The organism is Arsenophonus nasoniae (genome assembly GCF_004768525.1).
Lineage (GTDB): Bacteria > Pseudomonadota > Gammaproteobacteria > Enterobacterales > Enterobacteriaceae > Arsenophonus > Arsenophonus nasoniae.
Genome location: NZ_CP038613.1, coordinates 1,580,142 through 1,598,954, shown reverse-complemented (window position 1 = coordinate 1,598,954; position 18,813 = coordinate 1,580,142). Strand labels below are relative to the sequence as shown.

Annotated in this window: 19 protein-coding genes and 1 riboswitch; of the genes, 9 read left to right on the top strand and 10 right to left on the bottom strand. The window is 36.7% G+C overall.

Features of this window, described 5'->3' with window-relative positions:
• Positions 1-73: 73 nt before the first annotated feature.
• The 9 genes from pabB to ArsFIN_RS07775 all read left to right on the top strand — a co-directional run bounded on the left by pabB (position 74) and on the right by ArsFIN_RS07775 (position 8,838).
• Entirely contained in the window at positions 74-1,435 is a 1,362-nt protein-coding gene (gene pabB / locus ArsFIN_RS07815) for an aminodeoxychorismate synthase component 1 (RefSeq protein ID WP_026821631.1), read from the top strand.
• Positions 1,435-2,010 (top strand): CoA pyrophosphatase, encoded by a 576-nt coding sequence (locus ArsFIN_RS07810; RefSeq protein WP_026821632.1) that lies wholly within the window; start codon positions 1,435-1,437, stop codon positions 2,008-2,010. The genes pabB and ArsFIN_RS07810 overlap by 1 nt, the downstream gene beginning before the upstream one ends.
• A 169-nt stretch (positions 2,011-2,179) precedes the next feature.
• A complete protein-coding gene (locus ArsFIN_RS07805; protein ID WP_026821633.1) occupies positions 2,180-3,544 on the top strand; it encodes an L-serine ammonia-lyase in 1,365 nt (454 codons plus the stop codon).
• A gap of 502 nt (positions 3,545-4,046) precedes the next feature.
• Positions 4,047-4,961 carry a PTS mannose transporter subunit IIAB gene (gene manX / locus ArsFIN_RS07800; protein WP_406929140.1) on the top strand — a complete coding sequence of 305 codons (915 nt, stop codon included), beginning with the start codon at positions 4,047-4,049 and terminating at the stop codon, positions 4,959-4,961.
• A gap of 73 nt (positions 4,962-5,034) precedes the next feature.
• On the top strand, positions 5,035-5,835 hold the full coding sequence (locus ArsFIN_RS07795) for a PTS mannose/fructose/sorbose transporter subunit IIC (protein ID WP_026821635.1): 801 nt from the start codon (positions 5,035-5,037) through the stop codon (positions 5,833-5,835).
• Positions 5,836-5,850: 15 nt separating this feature from the next.
• Positions 5,851-6,699 carry a PTS mannose transporter subunit IID gene (locus ArsFIN_RS07790; RefSeq protein WP_026821636.1) on the top strand — a complete coding sequence of 283 codons (849 nt, stop codon included), beginning with the start codon at positions 5,851-5,853 and terminating at the stop codon, positions 6,697-6,699.
• Positions 6,700-6,797: 98 nt separating this feature from the next.
• Complete coding sequence (locus ArsFIN_RS07785) at positions 6,798-7,256, top strand: DUF986 family protein (RefSeq protein WP_026821637.1); 459 nt, start codon at positions 6,798-6,800, stop codon at positions 7,254-7,256.
• Between the two features lie 121 nt (positions 7,257-7,377).
• Positions 7,378-7,519: riboswitch (yybP-ykoY riboswitch) on the top strand.
• 47 nt (positions 7,520-7,566) lie between these two features.
• Positions 7,567-8,130, top strand: coding sequence for a manganese efflux pump MntP (gene mntP / locus ArsFIN_RS07780; RefSeq protein ID WP_026821638.1), 564 nt, complete (start codon positions 7,567-7,569; stop codon positions 8,128-8,130).
• Positions 8,131-8,481: 351 nt separating this feature from the next.
• Entirely contained in the window at positions 8,482-8,838 is a 357-nt protein-coding gene (locus tag ArsFIN_RS07775; RefSeq protein WP_026821639.1) for a helix-turn-helix domain-containing protein, read from the top strand.
• 132 nt (positions 8,839-8,970) lie between these two features.
• Here ArsFIN_RS07775 and ArsFIN_RS07770 read toward each other — a convergent pair whose 3' ends face one another.
• The 10 genes from ArsFIN_RS07770 to ihfA all read right to left on the bottom strand — a co-directional run bounded on the left by ArsFIN_RS07770 (position 8,971) and on the right by ihfA (position 18,809).
• Entirely contained in the window at positions 8,971-9,987 is a 1,017-nt protein-coding gene (locus ArsFIN_RS07770) for a lipoate--protein ligase (protein WP_026821640.1), read from the bottom strand.
• Positions 9,988-10,059: 72 nt separating this feature from the next.
• Positions 10,060-10,542 (bottom strand): C40 family peptidase, encoded by a 483-nt coding sequence (locus tag ArsFIN_RS07765; RefSeq protein WP_026821641.1) that lies wholly within the window; start codon positions 10,540-10,542, stop codon positions 10,060-10,062.
• Positions 10,543-10,682: 140 nt separating this feature from the next.
• Positions 10,683-11,072 carry a 4-amino-4-deoxy-L-arabinose-phosphoundecaprenol flippase subunit ArnF gene (arnF, locus tag ArsFIN_RS07760; protein WP_026821642.1) on the bottom strand — a complete coding sequence of 130 codons (390 nt, stop codon included), beginning with the start codon at positions 11,070-11,072 and terminating at the stop codon, positions 10,683-10,685.
• Positions 11,069-11,407, bottom strand: a complete 339-nt coding sequence (arnE, locus tag ArsFIN_RS07755) for a 4-amino-4-deoxy-L-arabinose-phosphoundecaprenol flippase subunit ArnE (protein ID WP_026821643.1) — start codon at positions 11,405-11,407, stop codon at positions 11,069-11,071. The genes arnF and arnE overlap by 4 nt, the downstream gene beginning before the upstream one ends.
• Positions 11,404-13,068, bottom strand: a complete 1,665-nt coding sequence (gene arnT / locus ArsFIN_RS07750) for a lipid IV(A) 4-amino-4-deoxy-L-arabinosyltransferase (protein WP_026821644.1) — start codon at positions 13,066-13,068, stop codon at positions 11,404-11,406. The genes arnE and arnT overlap by 4 nt, the downstream gene beginning before the upstream one ends.
• 6 nt (positions 13,069-13,074) lie before the next feature.
• Complete coding sequence (gene arnD, locus ArsFIN_RS07745) at positions 13,075-13,968, bottom strand: 4-deoxy-4-formamido-L-arabinose-phosphoundecaprenol deformylase (RefSeq protein ID WP_026821645.1); 894 nt, start codon at positions 13,966-13,968, stop codon at positions 13,075-13,077.
• Positions 13,968-15,968, bottom strand: a complete 2,001-nt coding sequence (gene arnA, locus ArsFIN_RS07740; RefSeq protein WP_026821646.1) for a bifunctional UDP-4-amino-4-deoxy-L-arabinose formyltransferase/UDP-glucuronic acid oxidase ArnA — start codon at positions 15,966-15,968, stop codon at positions 13,968-13,970. The genes arnD and arnA overlap by 1 nt, the downstream gene beginning before the upstream one ends.
• Positions 15,968-16,960 carry an undecaprenyl-phosphate 4-deoxy-4-formamido-L-arabinose transferase gene (gene arnC, locus ArsFIN_RS07735; protein WP_026821647.1) on the bottom strand — a complete coding sequence of 331 codons (993 nt, stop codon included), beginning with the start codon at positions 16,958-16,960 and terminating at the stop codon, positions 15,968-15,970. Before arnC ends, arnA begins: the two co-directional genes overlap by 1 nt.
• Positions 16,960-18,105: a UDP-4-amino-4-deoxy-L-arabinose aminotransferase gene (gene arnB, locus ArsFIN_RS07730; protein WP_026821648.1), complete on the bottom strand. Its 1,146-nt coding sequence runs from the start codon at positions 18,103-18,105 to the stop codon at positions 16,960-16,962. The genes arnC and arnB overlap by 1 nt, the downstream gene beginning before the upstream one ends.
• A 407-nt stretch (positions 18,106-18,512) precedes the next feature.
• Entirely contained in the window at positions 18,513-18,809 is a 297-nt protein-coding gene (gene ihfA / locus ArsFIN_RS07725; RefSeq protein WP_026821649.1) for an integration host factor subunit alpha, read from the bottom strand.
• Positions 18,810-18,813 lie beyond the last annotated feature (4 nt).

Here is an 18,813-nt window from a genome sequence, read left to right as displayed (position 1 = left end):
ATAGTTTGGCCTATGAAAAACGTTATTTTATGTTAGTATATTCGTTAATAACCCTTATCTTGCCTAATTAAATATGCGCCTGCAAAAAATTCAATTACCTTATTCCTTAGATGCCGCTTTAAATTATTTTCATGCTTTAGCTGACCAACCATGGGCGATGTTATTACATTCAGGTAATGCGAACCACCCACATAACCGTTTTGATATTGTGGTCGCTGATCCAATAACCACCCTAGAAACAAGAGACAATATCACGCTAATTAACCGTGAAAATGAAATAATCAGCTCGGAACTTGATCCTTTTGAGCTATTAAAAAGTGAAATGCAACATTTGAATGTCACTTTCGTAGCGAATAACGATCTTCCTTTCCAAGGCGGAGCTCTAGGTATATGGGGTTATGATTTAGGTCGGCGAATCGAAATTCTTCCCGAACAGGCAAAAAAAGAATTAAGCTTTCCCGATATGGCGATCGGCGTTTATCTTTGGGCATTAATCGTTGATCACCATAAAAAAATAGTTACTTTGCTTAGTTATCAAAATGTTGAACAACGCTTATCCTGGTTAGAAAACAAAACGAAAATACCCGCTAAACAGTTTCAAATGTGTGAACCATGGCAAAGTAATATGTCCGAACAGCAATATCACCATAAAATTAGCCAAATTCATCAATATTTACGCAATGGTGATTGTTACCAAATTAATTTAGCACAACGTTTTAAAGCCAAATATCAGGGTAGTGAATGGGAGGCTTTTCTTAAACTTAATCAAAATAATCAGGCCCCTTTCTCTGCCTTTATTCGTTTAGAACAACATTGCGTACTGAGTGTATCCCCTGAACGTTTTCTGTGGCTGCACGACAATTCAATTCAAACCCGTCCGATTAAAGGCACATTACCTAGACTGACGGATACAAAAGAAGATCAAGAACAAATAAAACGTTTACAATCATCAATCAAAGATCGCGCTGAAAACGTCATGATAGTTGATTTATTGCGTAATGATATTGGTAAAGTCGCGATACCAGGGACAGTTAGTGTACCAGAACTTTTTGTGGTTGAATCTTTTCCTGCTATTCATCATCTAGTCAGCACTATCGTTGCACAATTGCCCGCTTATTATCATGCCACTGATCTATTAAGAGCCTGCTTTCCAGGCGGCTCAATTACCGGTGCGCCGAAAATACGCTCGATGGAAATTATTGACGAACTTGAACCTCATCGGCGCCATAGCTACTGTGGAGCGATTGGTTATATTAGTTTCTGCGGTACAATGGATACAAACATCAGCATACGTACCTTATTAACTGAAAAACAATCCCTTTATTGTTGGGCAGGCGGAGGAATTGTGGCTGATAGTACAGCTGAAAAAGAGTATCAAGAGACTTTCGATAAACTAAGTCGAATATTACCCGTACTAGAAAATAATCAACGTTAATGAATATATTAGATAATTTTATTAACCGATTTCAATTAATATTACCTGTTCCCACTGACGCCATCCAATCTGTCAATGACGATCACAGCAAAAAAAGTGCTGCCGTGCTATTACCCATTATTTGTAAACCTGAACCTACTCTGCTATTTACCAAAAGAACGGATAACTTACGCCTACATGCCAGTCAAATTTCTTTTCCCGGTGGAGCTCGTGAACCCAATGATCATAGCTTAATTGAAACGGCCTTACGCGAATCTTATGAAGAAATTAATATTTTACCAAATCAAGTGCAGATCCTGGGAAAAATGCAGCCAATAAAAAGCCATAGTGACTATTTAGTAACGCCTATTGTCGGATTACTATCAGCAAAGGCTTCTTATTACAAAAATCCGGCGGAAGTCGCCGTTATCTTTGAAGTACCATTGAAACATGCCCTCTCTTTAACTCATCATCATGCCATTATAATTAATGATGCCGGCAATAAAAAACGTCTATTCTTTTATCGCTATAATCAATACCTAATTTGGGGATTAACTGCAGCCATTATTAATAAGTTGGCATTACAACTGGTTTAAAATAGGCAAAATATAAAAAGTCTTTTTATTTTACATTTTGTTCACTAGCACTAGTAAATTTCAAAAAAAACGATAAACTGGCAATCAATTACAACACGTTAATATTACAACTATAACATTTGGTATTAAGTGATTATTTTATCGGTTTTTATTTTTCAGGGGGTTCTTAGTGATCAGTGTTTTCGATATGTTTAAAGTCGGTATTGGCCCATCTAGTTCTCATACCGTTGGACCAATGAAAGCAGGTAAAGAATTTGTCGATCAATTGATCGAAAAAAATCTACTTTCCTCTGTTACTCGTATCGCTGTTGATATTTATGGCTCCCTTTCATTAACTGGAAAGGGGCATCATACTGACATCGCTATTATTATGGGTTTAGCGGGTAATTTACCAGCAACCGTTGATATTGAATCAATAACAGATTTTATTGCTAATGTTGAGCAAACTGAGCGTCTATCTTTAGCAAATACAAGCCATTATGTTGATTTTCCACGTCAAGGTGGAATAAATTTTCATTATAATAATTTACCATTACACGAAAATGGCATGACCATTACCGCTTTCAATAATAATAACAAAATTTTTACTAAAACTTATTATTCGATAGGTGGTGGGTTTATTGTTGATGAAGAAAATTTTGACCAACAAACTTCTACTAATAAAGCAGTACCTAATTCTTATAACTCAGCAGCTGAACTGCTACTTCATTGTAAAACAACCGGTTTATCGGTTTCTAATCTTGTGATGAAAAACGAATTAGCGCTGCATACGAAAGAAGAAATTGATCACTATTTTGCTAATATTTGGCATACCATGCAGGCCTGCATTGCTCCAGGACTGAATACTGAAGGTATTTTACCCGGTCCTCTTCGCGTCCCTCGCCGCGCACCGGCATTACATCGCATGTTGACTGCATCTCAAAAACTGTCTAATGATCCAATGGATATCGTTGATTTGATTAATATGTTTGCATTAGCGGTTAACGAAGAAAATGCCGCCGGTGGTCGCGTGGTAACCGCACCAACTAATGGTGCCTGTGGCATAATTCCAGCTGTCTTATCTTACTATGATCACTGTATTGAACCTGTTACACCAGCACTTTATAGCCGTTACTTTTTAGCTTCAGGGGCGATTGGTATTCTTTACAAGATGAATGCCTCTATATCAGGTGCCGAAGTTGGCTGCCAAGGAGAAGTCGGCGTTGCCTGTTCAATGGCCGCTGCTGGGCTAGCTGAATTACTAGGTGGCAATCCTGAACAAGTCTGTATAGCAGCTGAAATTGGTATGGAGCATAATTTAGGGCTAACCTGTGACCCGGTTGCGGGACAAGTTCAAGTCCCTTGCATTGAACTTAACGCAATTGCGTCAGTTAAAGCGATTAATGCGGCAAGAATGGCACTACGCAGAACAAGTGAACCACGCATTTCTTTAGATAAAGTCATCGAAACCATGTATGAAACAGGTAAAGATATGAATGCTAAATACCGTGAAACTTCTCGTGGCGGTTTAGCTATTAAAGTCCAATGTGATTAATGTAGCATACACCTTAAAATATATTTTTTTTCATTTAATAACCCTTAATATAGAAAGGGTTATTTTTATTTATCACACTTCTTCCTATTCAATTAGTTAAAAAATCTCCCCTAGATTAAAGTACAGTTTATATTCATAGAATTACTAATTAAAATTTATTATTATTTCACACAGGATAATAACAACTATAACAAAATTAAATTGATTGATAAAATTTATCTTTCTCTAAATATATTGATACGTATTTTAAATTTTCTGATCACTGGCATATTTTTTCTTATATTTAAATGATAGTCTATAAAATTATTAATTAGTTTCAATTATGGTTAATACTTATAACATGAAAAACTATTCATACCAGTGATTATTTGATTGTATTCATCCGTTAACGGAGAGTACACTCTAATAATTATTTTTATTATTTAATCTACTTCTAAGGGGAAAAGTAGTGAGTGTAGCTATTATAATTAGCACTCATGGTGTTGCTGCAAAACAGTTGCTCATGACCGCTGAAATGTTGATTGGCGAACAACAAAATGTCGCTTATATCGATTTTGTTCCAGGTGAAAACGCTGATATATTAATTGAAAAATATAATCAAAAGCTTAATGAGCTCGATGTTTCTCAAGGTGTGTTATTTTTGGTAGATATGTGGGGAGGCAGTCCATTTAACGCCGCTAGTCGCATTATCGAAAGTAAAGATAAAGACAAATATGATATAGTTACCGGTGTTAACGTCCCCATGCTAGTTGCGACGTTACTATCCCGTGATGACGATCCTACCTTTAGTGAATTAGTTAGCACTGCTATTGAAACGGGTCGCAGTGAAATTAAAGCACTAAATAGTCTACAGACTAGCAATAAACCGCAAAATTCACCGACGCCAACTCCCCCATCACAGGTAGCCAATTCAGCTGCACAAGGTCATATGTTCATTGCCCTTGCTCGAATTGATGACCGTTTAATTCATGGTCAAGTAGCTACTCGCTGGACTAAAGAGACAAAAGTTAAGCGTATTATCGTAGTAAGTGATGAAGTTGCTAAAGATCATGTTCGTTCAACTTTATTAAAGCAGGTGGCGCCACCGGGTGTAACTGCACATGTAATCGATATAGCAAAATGTATTCGTGTCTATAATAATCCTAAGTATGCCGGTGAACGCGTTATGCTGTTATTTACCAATCCCACAGACGTTTTACGCATTGTAGAAGGCGGCGTCGAAATAAAGTCTGTCAATATTGGTGGCATGGCCTACCGTGATGGTAAAACCCAGGTTAACAATGCGATCTCGATCGATAATGAGGATATTGAGGCTTTTAATCAATTATCTAAACGGGGCATTGAACTTGAAGCACGTAAAGTTTCAAGTGACAACAAACTGGATATGTTAACTCTCATCAAAAAAGCAAAAAGCTGAGTTTTCTTTTTTGGTTATACATTCACGACTTAAAAATAGATTCACCAACGTTGTTGGTTACAGGAGATAAACAATGGAACTTACCGTTGTTCAAATCATACTCGTTTTCCTTGTTGCCTGTATTGCAGGTATGGATTCTATTCTAGATGAATTCCAATTCCATCGCCCTTTAATTGCTTGTACCCTAATTGGCCTTGTTCTCGGTGATCTAAAAACAGGGATAATTATCGGTGGTACACTGGAAATGATCGCCCTCGGGTGGATGAATATCGGGGCAGCCGTAGCACCTGATGCTGCACTCGCCTCAATTATTTCTACCATTCTAGTTATTGCCGGCGGACAAGATATTGGTACCGGTATTGCTTTGGCGATCCCATTAGCTGCTGCAGGTCAAGTATTGACCATTATTGTTCGGACACTCACTGTTGCATTTCAACATGCCGCTGATCGTGCCGCGCAATCTGCCAATTTACGTGCATTAACAACAATTCACATCTCAGCCCTGTTACTACAGGCGATGCGTATTGCTATTCCTGCTCTAATTGTTGCTATCTCTGTTGGTACCTCAGAAGTCCAACATCTACTAGATTCCATTCCTGAGGTTGTGACTAAAGGATTGAACATTGCTGGTGGTATGATCGTTGTTGTCGGTTACGCAATGGTGATTAACATGATGCGCGCAGGTTATCTGATGCCATTTTTCTACTTGGGCTTTGTAACTGCGGCATTTACCAATTTCAACCTAGTTGCTTTAGGCGTTATTGGTATTGTAATGGCGATCCTCTATATTCAACTCAGTCCAAAATACAACCAATCACAAGTTGCTAATTCGCAAAATAATGGCAATAGCGACTTAGATAATGAATTAGATTAATTAAGGAATGGAATAATGGCAGATACAACTTCAGCAAACCAAAAAAAGCTTACTGCTGGTGATATTCGCGGAGTTTTCTTACGTTCCAATCTTTTTCAAGGATCTTGGAACTTTGAGCGCATGCAAGCACTTGGTTTTTGCTTTTCAATGATTCCCGTGATCCGTCGTTTATATCCTGAAAATAGCGAAGAACGTAAACAAGCAATTAAGCGCCATCTAGAGTTTTTTAATACCCATCCGTATGTTGCAGCACCGGTTTTAGGCGTCACCATGGCGATGGAAGAACAAAGAGCTAATGGTGCAGATATCGATGATGGTGCAATTAATGGTATTAAAGTTGGCTTAATGGGCCCCTTGGCAGGTGTTGGAGACCCTATTTTTTGGGGCACAGTACGTCCAGTTTTTGCAGCATTAGGTGCAGGAACTGCGATGTCAGGTAGTCTACTAGGACCATTGCTATTTTTTATTTTGTTCAATTTAGTTCGTTTACTCACACGTTATTACGGTGTCAGCTATGGTTACAAAAAAGGGCTTGATATTGTTCATGACATGGGAGGTGGCTTTCTACAAAAAATGACCGAAGGCGCCTCTATTTTGGGACTATTTGTGATGGGTGCATTAGTTAATAAATGGACCAATGTTAATATCCCGTTAGTTGTATCCGAGATAAAAAATCTAGAGACGGGCGAGGTCACAATCACTACCGTACAGACAATATTAAATCAATTAATGCCTGGTCTAGTACCTTTACTATTAACATTTGGCTGTATGTGGTTATTACGGCGTAAAGTTAATCCATTATGGATCATTGTTGGTTTCTTTATCCTTGGTATTGTTGGCTACTGGGCAGGATTTTTAGGCTAAGATACTCGATATTTTAATTGCCGATTACGGGAGGTTGCAGCCTCCCGTTTTTAATTTTATCTTTACAGCAGAGTAATAATCGATGGGAGTGTTTGCTCATGAATATGAACAATATTGTCTTGACTATCTTGATTCTACTAATGCTAACTTATGCTATCTATGAAGAATTGATTGTTAATTTGTTAAATGGAAAAACAAAATTAAAAATAAAGTTAAGGCGCAGAAATAGAATTGATGCCGTTATTTTTATTATACTTATCGCAATTGTTATTTATCATAATATTATTCAACATGGTAGTCAGTTTACAACCTATTTATTAATGATCACAGTTCTTATTGCTATTTACTTAACATTCATTCGTTACCCTAAGCTTTATTTTAAAGATAAAGGTTTTTATTATAATAATGTTTATATATTATACGATCATATTAAAACAATTAATTTATCTAAAGATGGAATATTAATAGTCGGTTTGGCAAAAAGAAAAATTTATATTGCTGTTAAACAGTTTGATGATTTAGATAAAATCTACAACTTTTTGCTTAATAATAAATAACATTCTTAATCTTTATTATATAGTTAATTAACGATAATTATTATTTTTATTAAATGGCATTAATTGATAAAATAATAAAAATTTAAATAATTGCCTTTTATTATTTTTATGATATCTTTTGCTATGTGTCATTGGGGAGTAGCCTGTTCTAAATAAAATTGTCGTTTAGAAATTTCATGTCAACATACTCGTTATGTTATAGTAACGTGGCATGAATACCTGACAAGGTTGGCAAGACCATAGGCATATTTTTACTCAAGGTTGGAAGTAAAAATATGTGTATGGATAACTATCCAACTGAGACAGTATAATGAACTTATACACCACCTTAGCTTTATCACTCGCATTATCCATGGATGCATTTGCTGTATCAGTTTGCAAAGGTGCTACCTTATTTAATCCCTCTTTACGTGAAGCAATAAGAACGGGCCTTATCTTTGGCGTAATTGAGGCCATAACACCCATTATTGGCTGGTGTTTAGGACTATTAGCCAGTCAATATGTTATAAAGTGGAATCATTGGATAGCGTTTGGTTTATTATTTATATTGGGTAGCCAAATGATATATCAAAGCTACCATCGCGCTAAAAACAATAACAAATCTCCTCTTATCCACTATCACAATTCTTTTACCCTTATTACTACCGCCATCGCAACTAGCCTGGATGCAATGGCCATTGGCGTTAGTCTGGCTTTTTTGCAAATTAATATCATCCATACAGCGATGACAATCGGACTAATGACCATGATTATGGCAACACTTGGGATATTATTAGGTCGTTATATTGGTCCATTATTAGGAAAAACAGCCGAAATGATGGGTGGTGTTACGCTAATTATGATTGGATTTAGTATAATTTATCAACATATTTAATTTATTAAATAATTCGCTCCAATGTTTTTTTAATGCTTTTATTATGTTAGAAAAATAATAAATAAGAGACACTAAACAATAAGAATTTTTACTATTTCTAACAAAAATTATTAATTGAAATACTCTTTAATGTATAATATTTATTAAAAAATGATAAACTATTTAATAGTTTAATTTCATTTTTTTAAAATAAAACGGAATATATTATAGATTAATAATAATTATTATTAGCAATTAGAAATGGCATTTTTTGCCTATCTATAAATATCAAAAATCATAAAATAGAATTTATAAATAAATGAATGATTCTTTACAGCTAGGCTATTTACCCACTGATTGTGGAAGGTGAACATGTCGGAAAATGTAATCAATGATATTGTTAATTGGTTAGAGAGCCAATTACAACGAAATGAAGGCATTAAGATTGATACCATTGCTAATAAAAGTGGTTATTCTAAATGGCATTTACAACGGATCTTTAAGCAATTAAAAGGTTGCACCTTAGGTGAATATGTTCGTAAACGTCGTTTACTTGAAGCAGCCAGGCTATTACGAGAAGATAAATTTTCTATTTTGGATATAGCTCTACAATACGGTTTTAGCTCCCAAGCAACATTTACTCGCATTTTTAAAAAACATTTTAATACTACACCGGCTAAATTTCGTCAAAATGGGCAGTTACCCGATTTTAATCAATTTATGGACTAAGCTAAAATTTTTAATTATTCATTGCTATATGCCAGTCTAAATACTGGCTTTATGTCCTGTCTACAATAAAATTCGCATGAATATTTGTTTAGCTAGCAATGAGTGCTAATAATTAATAATGACTAACTTTATTCATGTTATTTCATTAACCAACCAATTTTCTAATTGTATAAGTTGCTGATTAAGATCTGGATATTGAACCTGTATCTCCGCGATTATCTCCTTAATTGTTGCTGGTTGGTATTTTTTCCCAATCAACTTTTGACTAAAAAGCTCCAATGGCGATGGATCTAAACTATCAGTATAAATTTTACTAGCTGAAATTTTGCCTTTATCAATATCAAAATAAAGTTCAACGCCACCCCAAACAAATCGTGTGTCAAGTATATGACTAAAAGTCGGCGCTTGGCCAAAATTCCATTCCCAACTAGATTGCTTAGCATAAACGTCAATAAAACCGGGTAAATCAGGCATGTTAGTTGGCGAAATTATTTCTGCCTTCACTACTTCACCATAATAGTTGAAAAAATTGTTTGCGAAAGCGTTACAAACTTTTTGATGAGTAATGCCGGCATCAATTTCAGCTAAGTTCATTACCCTAGAACGCACAGAAGTAATACCTTTGCTAATCAACTTTTTTGGATCTGGATTTAAATAACTGGCTAATCGATTTAAATCCGTATTAATGAGTAAAGTACCATGATGAAAACCGCGATCATGAGTTTCAAAATAAGCTGATCCTGAAATTTTACGCTCGCCATGTGCGGAACGAATAACTAAATCATTTCGACCAGCTACTTGAGCAATAACCCCAAGCTCAGCTAACCCTGCAATAATAATTTGGGTTGAAACTGTTTTATTATAAGCGGGTTTACCTGCCATAAAGGTAAAACAGCTATTTCCTAAATCATGAAAAACCGCACCACCACCACTTCGGCGGCGAGCTAATTTAACCCCATCTTGTACCATTTTTCGGGTATTACACTCTTTCCATGGATTTTGTGCTCGTCCAATAACGACTGTATCATTATTGCGCCAAAGAAACATAACCCGTTGCTTGACTGACATTTGACGAAAAATAGCCTCTTCGACTGCCAAATTAAACCAGGGATCAAATGATTCAGAAATAAGAAGACGTATTGAAGCCATATAAATTTTGCCAGCCTATATTCATTTTTCTACAGCTAAAGACGAAAAAGTTATTATAATTAAAAATGACATTTAAATACGACGTGCTTGCCAGAAAACCTTGCGCCAGTAGGTATTATTCAATGAAGAGCGAATAACGCCTTTACTGGTTGATGCATGAATAAAAGTATTATCTGTATCATAAATACCTACATGTAAGCCATTTTCACCAGAACCCGTTTTAAAAAAAACCAGATCGCCCGGCATGAGTTCCTCAATATCAATACGAGTACCATATGTTGTTTGGGCTACTGTCGTACGCGGTAATTGAATAGCAAAACGGTCACTAAAAGTTCGATAAACAAATCCTGAACAATCAATTCCACTTGATGCTAAACCACCATACCGATATGGCGTACCATACCATTGTAATAGTTGCTCCTTTAGTTGAGCGATGGTCATAATAGGATCAGAAAGTTGGGTTTTTAATGGCGGAGCGGTTCTATTCACTGAAGAGGAACAGCCAATTAAGGCTAGATAAAATAAAAAAAGTAGGTGTTTAATTCTGATTAGCATAAAGCACCTTTATCGCTTTAAGATAACTAAATGACTTTAATCAGCGTTTAATAAAAAAACAAGTTTTTATTAATGGGTGATCTTTATTTTTAGCAAACGCTGTCGATTAAAATAAATATCCTACACACTTTTTTGTTTTATTACCGTTTTACTTCAGGCCGAGAAATAATCCAAATACCGAACAAAATTAATAGCACACCCACAAATTTAACTAATGTTGCCGATTCATTAAACCAAGGCAATGTGACCGCTAATAAATAAACAAATACATAGCTTAAACTAATTAGTGGATAAGCTTTACTTAAAGCTAAAAATCTCAAGGCTAATAGCCAACAAACCATAGAAATAGCATAGCCAATTAAACCGACAAAAATCAGCCCAAACGCAGGGAGATTTTCAAATAACCAATTAACATTCATCCATTGATGATTTAATTTAAACTCAGGTAATAAAGTTACGCCAGCTTTTAGACAAAGCTGAGAGAAAGTGATCAATATTACGCTGATGATACCCCAAAAATAACCTTTCATATATTTAATAAAACAATACCCAGCATGATAATAAATACACCTATCCAATGTTTTATACTGATCTTTTCTTGATAGATAAATTGCCCTATCAAGGTAACGATAACAAAGTTAAAACTTAGCATCGGATAAGCAATACTAAGCGGTAAAATTTGTAATAATTTAAGCCAAAATAGCATGGCTAACGCGAGCAAAATAATAGCTATTACTAGCCATTTAAAGACTAAACTATTTTTTGTCGGCAAACCACTTTGCCAATATATAACCGCTTGTTTTTGACAAACTTGCCCAAAGCAAGTTAACAGGCTAACAATTATCAATAATAAAAAATGTGTCATGGCTGCTGATAATAAGTCATTATTGCCATTCTTGAATTGCGAACCACATGATCAGGCTTAGGAATATCATCAGGCAGACCTTCATTTCTACGTAATAAAAGCACCACTGAAATTTGTCCTTCTTTCCGTGACTGGCTAAGCCATTTAGCAAAATTAGCTTGTTTGATTAAGCGATATTCACTATCAGGATAATTCAAACCGTATCTTAATTCACCTGATCTTTCATATAAATAAATATTACCTCGATGTAATTCCCATGCCAGGCCTCCACTTACTCCAACATTATCCGCTAGCACAAATTTACTTTGTTCCAACAAAGAAATATTTTGCCTAATTAATTGTTGTGGCAATTTAGAATCGATAGTATCTTGCGGTAATGCATAACCTATCGTTAAGCTCAAAGCTAGAGAACATGCCGCCCCCCACAACCAATACCTAGCATTGGATATTAGGCTAAAATAGCCAATAATCAGCCAAATACAAAAAACAGTGATGCCTAATGCCAGTTTGGGCCATTCCGCTGGGCTATATAGAGGATGATCAACAAATAACCCCACAATAATCAAAGTAATAATTGCCAATATGCCAAATGTGATATTGGTAAATCCGTTAAATTTAAGTGGGACTAGATTGCGATTTTTAACACAATCAACCGCATATTTGGCCATCATTAATGCAAGCGGTGCCATCACTGGCAACATATAAGTGAGTAATTTACCTTTAGCAATACTAAAAAATAGGAAAGGGACAATAAACCAGCACAGCAGAAAAAACATTTCCGGTTTGATTTTTCGTTCCTGCCAACTCTTAAATAATGCCCCAGGTAAAAGCCCTAACCAGGGTATTACACCAAGTAAAATGATTGGAATATAAAACCAAAAAGGGGCTTTATGTTGAGCATCTTCTGATGAAAAGCGTTGAATATGTTCTACCCAGAAAAAGTAATGCCAATAATCGGGTTCATATTTATTAATAGCTAATGCCCAGGGAAGGCTTATCAATGCCGCACTGATTATTGCTATGCCACCAAATTTGAGTATCTCAGTAAAACGTTTTTGATAAAGCATAACTGGCAGCATGACGATCACCGGAATAGCTAACGCTAAAAAACCCTTAGTCATGAAGGCCATACCACAGGTAAGCCCCATAACGGCCCAGGCAAGTAACTTTGCAGCCACCGTTGATGCTTTTAATAACCAAAAACAACATAGCATACAAGCAGTCAGCCACATGGTGAGCATTGGATCGAGTACGCTGTAAGTGCCAACCGCAAATACCAAAAACATCGAAACATACATTAAAGTAGCAACAAACGCGACACTTCGATTACGCCACATTATCATTGCTAACCAGTAAACTAAGCCGGCGCTGATCATAGTTGAAAACACAGCACCAAAACGGACAGCAAAATTAGTATCACCAAAGATCATTTGACTGATATTATTTATCCAATATCCGGCCACTGGCTTTTCAAAATAGCGAATATTAAGCAAATAAGGCACAATCCAATCGCATCGAAGCAACATTTCTCGACTAATTTCTGCGTAACGCGTTTCATCAGGCTGCCAGAGCAATCGACTATTTAACGGCACTAAATAAGTAAAAATGAAAAAAAGTGCTAATAAAAAAGCACCTGTTTTCTGTAACTGTTTAGTTAACATCAAGCACTATACCTCGTGTTGACACCCTAGCCAGCCTTCACGACCTGGAAAAGATGAACGAATAATTTTTCCTAGTGGTAAAGAATCTATATCATTTGGTATTAATTCACGCAATGGACAAAATACCATTTGTTCTGCAATCATTCTCTCTAATAAATTCTCAAATTGCATCGATTTAGACATACCTTCCACTTCAGTATGAATAGTATAAACAGACGTTCCTACATCTTCCTGCATCGCGTTAATAATAAAATCATTAAAATTTTCATCTTTAACCAACGTGCCAACAACTTCATCATAAGTTGGTAGTGTCACTGGAATTTGTAGGGTACCAATTGAACCATCAGCCAAAATAGGACGAAAAGGATGGGTACCTCGACAATCACTATTATAGTCAAATTTAAAATTTTCTTTCGCCGTTAATACACGTTCATCGGCACGCCAACCTGCTACAGCTGTACATTTCACACTAGCGCCCGTTACGGCTTCAAGCGCATCCACACCTAATTTAATTTGTTCGACCAATTTAGTTCTCGGCCATTTACCAACATTAGCTTGCCAGCCGTGATGATCCCATGCATGTAGCCCAACTTCATGACCTTCATCCAATGTTTGTTTCATTAAGTAACCTAGATCATTGGCAATTTTTTTACCTGACCAGGCTGTTCCGGCTAATAAAATATCCCAACCATACAGTGACGCGGCATTCGATCTTAACATTTTCCATAAAAATTTAGGTCGAAACAGGCGCCATAAATGGCGCCCCATATTATCTGGACCGACACTGAAAAAAAAACTGGCTCGAAGTTGATATTTAGCGAGCACTTTAAATAACTGTGGCACACCTTCTTTGGTACCTTGATAGGTATCTACATCAATTCTTAAGCCAATTTTCTTCATTATTTTTTACCTAATTCTTCCGCTGCAGCTTGTAAGAAGAAATCTAAAGTTTCATCAATAGTCTGCTTCATATCAATAGTTGGTTCCCAATCGAGCAAGCGACGCGCATTTTCAATGCGCGGTCTACGATGCTCAACATCTTGATATCCTTTACCATAATAACTACTACTTTCAATCTTTTTGAGACCAGCAAATGGAGGAAAGAGTTTACGTAACGGATGTTTTTCAAAACTGACAAGTAACATATCAGCTAATTGAGCAATACTTGCTTCATTGGTTGGATTACCAATATTGATAATTTGGCCATCGCATTTTTCATCTTTATTTTCAATAATACGAAATAATGCTTCAATACCATCTTTAATATCGGTGAAACAACGCTTTTGAGCGCCACCATCAACTAATTTTATCGGTGAACCCTCAACCAAATTTAAAATTAATTGGGTAATCGCCCTTGAGCTACCAATACGGGCAGAATGTAAACTATCGAGTCGTGGGCCCATCCAATTAAACGGTCTAAATAAGGTGAATTTCAACCCTTCTTTAGCACCATATGCCCAAATAACGCGATCCAATAACTGTTTAGAAACAGAATAAATCCAACGCTGTTTGTTAATTGGCCCCACAATTAAACGAGAGTTATCTTCATCAAATTCTTTATCATCACACATCCCGTAAACTTCAGAAGTCGATGGGAAAATAATACGTTTATTATATTTTACACAATAACGCACTATCTTTAAGTTTTCTTCAAAGTCTAATTCAAAAACTCTTAATGGATTACGGGTGTATTCAATCGGTGTTGCAATAGCAACCAGGGGCAAAATGATGTCGCATTTTTTAATATGATATTCAATCCACTCAGTATGAATACTGATATCACCTTCAACAAAATGAAAACGCTGATCATCACCAAAACGAGGATCATTAATAAAACGTGAAACAGCTGAAGAACTAATATCCAAGCCATAGATATCATAGTGTCCATCGGCTAATAAACGTTCGGTTAAGTGATTACCAATAAAACCATTCACCCCCAAAATTAAAACGCGCTTACGGCGTTTTACTTGTGCCGTCGGTTTTGCTCCAACACGCACACCTGTCACAATGCCCATTTCAGCCGCTAAACGCGATCCTTCAACGTATAAACCCGATCCACACTGGCCAGTTAGGATCTCAAGCACGCCTTGACCACAGGCTATTTGCAATGGCTCAGTAGAAATGATGGTACCCGGTAATTTATCATGTGATTTTTCTAACACACGGGCACGCCAGACAATCATCTTACTTTCAGCTAAATAGGTAAATGCACCCGGATATGGTTCGGTTACTGCTCGTATTAAGTTATTCACTTCAGTAGCAGATTTAGACCAATCGATTAAACCATCCTCAGCGCGACGACGGCCAAAATAAGTAGCCTGACTCTCATCTTGTGGTGTTGCTGAATAATCACCCATTTTAATTAATGGTAATGTATCAGCCAAGAGCTGTTCGGAAGCCTGACGAATTTTCTCATGTAACACTAATGCGGTATCTGTTGCATCAATGGCGACTTTTTTCTGTGCAATAATATCACCAGCATCTGCCTTAGCTATCATCTTATGGAGCGTGACACCAGTTTCTGTTTCGCCATTTAAAATAGCCCAATTAATTGGCACGCGACCACGATATTTTGGTAGTAAAGAACCATGTAGGTTGAAGGCACCTTTAGGGGCTAACGCCAATAATTCTTGACTAAGCATATGGCGATAGTAAAAAGAGAAAATGACATCAGGTTGCATTTTCTCAATACGTTCAATCCAAAGTGAATGATTGACATTTTCCGGCGCAAATACAGGCAAGCCCAGCTCAGCCCCCAAGCGTGCAACTGAGGAAAAGAAATGATTCTCTTTAGGATCATCTGTATGTGTAAAAACAGCCTGAATTTCAAAGCCCGCCTTCTTTAGCGCCTTTAATCCCACACAACCAATATCATGGTAAGCAAAAACAATAGCTTTCATTATTTTTTTTCCTGATTTTCGTCAGTATCTTGATGAATACCAACTATCTTTTGAATGAAGTAACGGGGTCGGGCACGAACATCATTGTACATTCTGCCAATATATTCACCGAGTAATCCCATGGCGATAAACTGCGCACCAATAAATATGAATAGAATAGCAAACAGCGTAAAAACACCCTCTGCAGCCCACATTGCACCAAAAATAAGACGTAAGATAATTAGCAGAACCGCCAATAAAAATCCACTTGCCGCAATAAAACTACCAACAACACTCAATAAACGTAACGGAGTCGTTGTTAAGCAAGTGAGTAAATCAAACATTAAATTTATGAGCTTCATAAAGCTATATTTGGAATCACCAAACTCACGTTCTGCATGGGCAACATCAATTTCGATCGTTCTTCTAGCAAACGTATTTGCTAAGATGGGAATAAATGTACTACGTTCATGACACTGTAGCATCGCGTTAATAATATTACGCCGATACGCACGTAACATGCAGCCATAATCGCCCATGGTGCGCCCTGTTGCTTTGGTAATCATGACATTAATGATTTTCGACGCTGTTTTACGAAACCAAGAATCTTGCCGATTCATCCGTCTGGTACCGACTACGTCATAGCCCTGTTCTGCAACCTGTACCAAATTTGGAATCTCTTCAGGTGGATTTTGTAAATCAGCATCTAACGTGATCACAAGATCGCCGGTTGCCTGTTTAAAACCCGCCATAATGGCAGAATGTTGTCCATAATTACGATTTAAAATTACGGCAATAACATGATTTGCCCAATTTTCAGCCGCAGCTATTAGCAAGTTAGCGGAATTATCAGCACTACCATCATCAACTAAAATTAATTCATATGGCTGTTTCAATCTCTGACAAGCAGCCAATGTTCTTTCCAATAATTGGGGTAAACTTTGCTCTTCGTTATAAATAGGGATAACGATAGAAACTTTCTTTATTTCTTCAAAATCATTTTGAAAAGGCACTATTTCAGCTCCGAAAAAATTTCATTAATAGCAGCAACAACGCGATCAACATCTTGAGCGCGCATATCAGGGAATAGTGGTAATGAACATAAGGTAGCCGAGTTCCATTCAGAATTAGGTAGAGAAAGTGATGGATAATGTTTTCTATAATATTTCTGCGTATGAGCCGCTCGGAAATGCAAACCTGTACCAATATTCCTCTCTTTTAAGCGTTCCATAAAACTATCTCGGTTAATACCACAGATTGTTTCATCAACTCGCACCATAAACAGATGATTGGCATGCAAATGGGGATAATCAGGCACATTCAGCATTTTTAACGGCAGCTTGCTAAGCGCTTGTCGATAATAGGCAACAAGCTCAGCACGACGTTTATTTATCTGTGCTAATTTTTTTAACTGAACAACTGCGATTGCAGCATGGATATCAGAAAGATTATATTTAAATCCAGGTTCAACAACTTCAGCTTGTGGCTTACGACCTTGTATTTGTCGATCGAAGGCATCTACACCTAAACCATGAAACTTTAAACATCGCAAGCGTGTCGCTAAGGCATCATCATCGGTAGCAACTAAACCACCCTCGGCACAAGTAATATTTTTAATTGCATGAAATGAAAAAATAGCCGTGCCTTGTTGCCCAATCCATTCATTTTGATATTGAGTACCTACCGCATGAGCAGCATCCTCGATCAATGCGATGTTATTTCTTTGTGCAATTTCACGTAACGCGTTAAGATCGCATGGCGCACCAGCATAATGTACCGGAATAATCGCTTTTGTCTTAGGGGTAATTGCCTGCTCAACAACATCAGGCTGAACCATTAAAGTATCACGATCAACATCAATCATGATTGGATGAGCCCCTAACAAGGTGATCATATTAATAGTTGAAACCCATGTTAATGAGGGGGTAATAACTTCATCTCCAGGACCAATTCCTAAGGCCATAAGCGTTATATGCATACCCGCTGTTGCTGAACAAAAAGCAATTGCATGCTGACAACCAAACTTGTGGCGAAAGTCTTCTTCGAGTTGATGATTTTGCGGCCCAGTGGTGATCCAACCAGAACGTAAGACCTTTTCTACCGCCCGGATCTCTTCGTCACCTATTGCTGGGCGAGAAAAAGGAAGAAAATCATTCATGAGATTAACCTACTAGCAATTCATCTAATATTTTTTTAGAGTTAGTTGTTTATAATATCATAAAATAGCTTAACTACACATCAACATGACAATAACTTTCTAATATAACTAGTTAGAACGCATTTACTTAATAAATGCATAAAGCTTAAACTCTGCCTTAAGTTACTCAAGTAGAATAGAAAACTAATTGATTCCCTAAAAATTCTTATTAATAAAAAAGTAACCCAATAACAAAAATAAGTGCATTTAAAATTATTATTAACGTAACTTTTACCAATAAAATTGTTTGACTTGCTAAAAACTCGTATAACTCATCTATCAACGATATCTTTATTTTTTAAGATTACTTTGACATAAATAAATAATAAAAAAGCCGCTTTAGCGGCTTTTTTGCATATAATAATTCATTATTTATGAGGCTTTATCTTTTCAACTCGGCCTTTCAACTTTTGCCCTGGTCGAAAAGTCACCACTCGACGAGCAGTGATGGGAATATCTTCTCCAGTCTTTGGATTTCGACCTGGACGTTGACTTTTATCACGCAGATCAAAATTACCAAACCCTGACAGTTTCACCTGCTCCCCATTTTCCAATGAACGACGAACTTCTTCAAAGAAAAGTTCAACTAGGTCTTTCGCATCACGTTTGCTTATACCTAGTTTTTCGAACAGACTTTCTGACATTTCAGCTTTTGTAAGCGCCATAGGT